At 39.5% G+C, this 4,625-nt stretch carries 3 protein-coding genes; all 3 read right to left on the bottom strand.

Annotated features, from left to right (window positions below; genetic code table 11):
* Positions 1 to 736, bottom strand: a 736-nt coding sequence (locus E1176_RS05735) for a TolC family protein (RefSeq protein ID WP_185152651.1), incomplete at its 3' end; no start/stop codon positions are given.
* 28 nt (positions 737 to 764) lie between these two features.
* The gene (locus E1176_RS05730; protein ID WP_155209608.1) at positions 765 to 3,959 is read right to left on the bottom strand and encodes an efflux RND transporter permease subunit; all 3,195 of its coding nucleotides are present in this window, start codon (positions 3,957 to 3,959) and stop codon (positions 765 to 767) included.
* 2 nt (positions 3,960 to 3,961) lie between these two features.
* The coding region (locus E1176_RS05725) for an efflux RND transporter periplasmic adaptor subunit (protein WP_155209607.1) at positions 3,962 to 4,625 on the bottom strand (664 nt) is incomplete at its 5' end.

The following is a 4,625-nucleotide window of genomic DNA, read 5'->3' as shown; positions in this document are numbered from 1 at the left end:
GGTTTTCTAACTCATAATTTTCTTCTTCATATGTTAAATCATTGGTAAGCTCATAGGTAGTTGACATGTCGTCTTCCGCTAACAGTACATTTAAATCTCTCAATGCATTCCTATAAATTAATTGCTGATTGATGAAATTTGTTGAGTCGGTTAAATAATTACCCTCTTCTAGCAACAAATCTGTACTCACCGCACTACCCAACTCTGATTTTATCTTTGTGTATTGATATTTGTCATTAGATAACTCGAGTTGCCTTTCAAACTCTTCCAATCGTCTTTTCTCTAATACTGCTTTATAATATCCTAATACAATTGACTGTATAGTATTAGCAATTACTATATCTGCGTTGCCCTCAGACTCAGCTTGCAGGTCAGCCAACCGTGACTTGGATATATTGATTTTGAACCCATTGAAAAGCGTCCAATTTAGATTTATCGTTGGATTCAGGCTATTAGAAATAGTTTGATCCTGCAGTTGAAAAGGACTCGCTGTTTTAACATTATCCGTGAGACTATTATTTTGATTAAGGTCTAATGTAATTGTCGGAAAACGCCCTGCCTCACCCCAGTTGTTATTGTTTTCAGCCACTTCAACCGTTTTTCTTTCAATTCGGATGTCGTAATTGCGCTCTAGACCTATTTGTATAGCATCTGATAGTGAAAGTGGCTGTTGAGCTTGAGCCTCATGACTTGAAACCAAAGCAAAAGCTATTATGATTAAGTATAATATTCTCATTAGTAATAAAATTCAGTAAACTACCTTATTAAGCAGACTCGCGATATTCTTCAATGCGTTTCTCATCGATAAGAACACGCTCAACATCTTCTCTCTCTGGTTTCTCTCCTGTCCAAAGCCATTTGGCATACCTTCTTACATCGTTAAATACAATGATGAAAACCGGAAAGAACAGAAGGATAATGATAGTACCTATCAACACACCGTAGGCTACAGAAATCGCCATAGGAATCAGGAATTGCGCCTGAAAGCTTTTTTCTATAATTAAAGGCCATAAACCCACAACCGTAGTAATCGAGGTGAGCATAATAGCTCTAAACCTAGCCAAACCGGCATTATAAGCCGCCTGATACACGCTTTGACCATCATTTTTAATCAATGAATTGAATTTGGCAAGGAAAACGACTGCATCATTAATAATAACTCCCGAAAGTGCAATCATACCCCAGGCACTCAAAAGAGAAACAGGGTGCCCTTCTAAACCATGACCATAGGCCGCCCCTAGCCAGCCCAGCGGTATCATCATTATTATTAAAACGGCCTGATAAAATGACCTGAAAGTGATCATGATGATAAAGAAAATCAACAGAAATGCACCTCCGAAAAATAGACCTATCTCCTGACCGGCTCGAGCACTTTCCTGCGCCTGTCCGCCATAATCGACCTTTACTGTCGGGAATCTGGTCTGAAGTTGCGGTACAATATCTTGTTGTACCTTCTCAATAATTGGCGGTACCTCACCGAAGGGATCCACCATATCTGCCTCAATGGTAACTGCCCTACTGGTATTGTAATGCCGTATACCCGATATTCCTCTTTCAATTTTATAATCAGCCACTTGCGTGAGCGGATATTGCTCCCCTTGCGCTGTTTTAATCTTCATTTCTTCCAGTTGTCCTACATTGAGCCTACCAGATTTAGGATAGCGCACCCAAACTCTAAGCTCATTATCGCCTTTTTGTAGTCGCTGAACTTCTTCTCCAAAAAAGCCCTGACGCACCTGATTGGTGATATTGTTATGTGAAAGCCCAAGGAAATAAGCTTGAGGAGATAGCTCAAACAACATTTCTCTTCGACCAACCGCCACGTTGTCTTGTATATCTTTTAACTCCGTGATTTTGTTAAGTTCAGCTTTGAGGTAGTCTTTGGCCTCACGCAGTTCATCATAATTTTTACCTAACAGCCTCACAGAAACAGGCTTGCCCCACCTGTTACCACCACCTATGTTATATTTCTCTGCCTCAGGTACGGGCCCGATTTTATCTCTTATTTTGTTGATTAGATCGAAGCTATTGATACCATAGTCATCCAATTCTTTATAAAAGACATTGATATTACCTGCATGCGAACCAGACTCAGAGCCATCTCCAGTACCTCCAATAAATCCGAAAGTGTAGTTTACAATATCATCTTCTGTATATAATTCCGATTTTAGGTCTTCATTTACCTCCCAAATGGCATTATCGAAACGAGAAAGATACCTTTCTACTTTATCTTCACGCTCACCTGGTTTAAAAGCAATATTTACATTAAAGCTATTGAATGGTATTTGAGGAAAGAATGTAGCTTTTATAAAGCCTCCCTGAAACAACCCTGCTGTGATAATGAATAGGGAAATGATAAATGCTACAGAAATCACTCGATACTTCATGGTGTATTTAAGCGCTGTACCGTAAGCTTTAAATCTTAACCAATCGATTACACCATTGATCTTTTTACGGATTTTATAGCTTCTTGAGTCCTCTTTTTTTGCACTTAAAACAGATTTGCTCGCCAGGTGAGCCGGCAAGACAAAAAATGCCTCTATCAACGAAAATCCAAGGCTAAAGATGACTACAAAAGCCATGTCCTTTAAAAACTCAAAGCCACCTGTAAGAAAAAGTAAAGGCAAGAAAGCTACGATGGTGGTAGTTACAGAAGTAAAAACAGCCGGAAGTACCTCCATAGTACCGTGAATAGCGGCTTTTACAGGATTTTTGTGTTTTTCGAAATGTGTATAAATATTCTCTGCTATTACGATACCATCATCCACCAATATTCCGATAACGAGGATCATACCAAAAAGTGAAATCATGTTGATGGTAAGCCCAACAAATGACCCTAATATGAACATGCCTAGAAATGAAGAAGGTATACCCCACGCTACCCAAAATGACAGCCGTAAACTCAAAAAAGTACCAAGTGCAATCAAAACGAGCAGAAGGCCAATCATACCATTGCTTGTCAAAAGATCAAGACGCTGATTGAGCATACTCATAAAATCCCAGGTCAACTCTAATTCTACTCCACTATGAGTTTGGTTGAATATCGTCACATATTCATTCACATAGTTAGAAATGATTTCCAAATCTTCATCCTCCAACTTTTGCACTTCAATAAAGACAGCTCTTTTACCATTGAGTAAGGCTTTTGTAGGCTGCTCAGCAAACTGCTCCTTAATAGATGCAATATCTTTAAGGAGCAAGTTGCTCCCATCCTCATTAGACCTCACAATTATCTCCCCTATTCTCGAAGCATCTGTTTCCTTGGCCTTAGATCTTATTAAAATCTCTTCGCTACTAGATTTGATAGACCCGGCTGAAATATCCCGGTTGTTTAATCTTACTGCATTGGCCACCTCATCGAATGTGATTCCAAAACGGCTTAAATTCTCTTCAGAAACCTCAATTGATATTTCTAAAGGGCTTAAACCAGAAATATTAACCTGAGAAACTACACCTGAAGCCAGCAAATCATCTTTGATCTCCTCAGAATAAATCTCCAGTGTTTTAAGGTCGACATCGCCCGTAAGGCCCAACCATTGAGCAGTAGATCTCTGCCTCTGTTTAAATATGATAGGTTTTTCTGCACTAACCGGAAATGAACTTATCCCATCAACCGCATTTTTTACATCAGTATATACCTCATCGATATCGTAGCTCTCTAGCGTGACAATCGTAATGTTGGCCGAATTTTCCGAAGAGGTAGAAATAATCTCATCTATACCTGCTATGCTCACCAAAGCTTCTTCCACTTTCAAGGTTACCCCTTCCTCCATTTCTTCTGGCGATGCTCCCGGGTAAGCTACCTGAATATTGATGTTCTTATCTGGCCTGGTAGGGAAAAATGACTTTTTAGTACTTGACAAGGCAACGATACCCCCAATAAGGGTAAGTGCTATTAGTATGTTGGCGAGTATAGGGTACTTCACAAAATACGCCACTAAGTTTTTAACACTATCCATGGCTAGTTATTTACGAGTTTTGCGCTAGACTCCGTCTTCTTTTCAAGATCTATGTCCTTTTTCCCTTCTTCAAGTTTATAGGCCTTCATATTATTATGTGCATTGATTAGCGGCTCTACCACCAACTCTGCACCTTGAGAAAGACCAGAAAATATCACAGTTTCCGGATTGGTCTTATGAATATTTACCTTACGTACTTTTAGCAAAGTGTCGTTGAGTACGAAAACCTCATTGCCGTTAAACAAAGCATTTCGAGGCATCAGCATGCCCTTTTCTACAACTTTGCCAGGTATCGTTGCCTCTAAATATTGGCCATCAAAAAGCTTGTCCTGGTTAGACTCGAGCGCTATGTGCACATCAATAGACTGGGTGGTTTGATTTACAAATTCCCCTATTCTAGACACTTTCCCTTTCCATTCTTGTCCGGTCTCTGACTTCACCGTAGTCGTGGCTCCATTTTCTATCCAATGAATTTGCTCAGCAGGAACATCAACTTTTATCTCAAGTTTATTTGATCTTAGGATTTTGGCTATATTACTACCAGGATTTACAAAAGAACCAGACTGTAGATTCACCTCAGAAATGGCGCCTGAAAATGGAGCATAAAACCGGTACTTCCTAAGGTTTGCCTCAGCACTTTTAATAGAATAATAACTGCTAAATATG

Source organism: Fulvivirga aurantia, from assembly GCF_009711475.1.
GTDB lineage: Bacteria > Bacteroidota > Bacteroidia > Cytophagales > Cyclobacteriaceae > Fulvivirga > Fulvivirga aurantia.
The sequence above is the reverse complement of the archived record's forward strand: the minus strand, read 5'-3'. Positions and strand labels throughout refer to the sequence as shown.

Excerpts from the sequence above, each read along its gene's own strand:
- E1176_RS05730 (WP_155209608.1), bottom strand. The coding sequence starts at position 3,959 with ATGGATAGTGTTAAAAACTTAGTGGCGTATTTTGTGAAGTACCCTATA.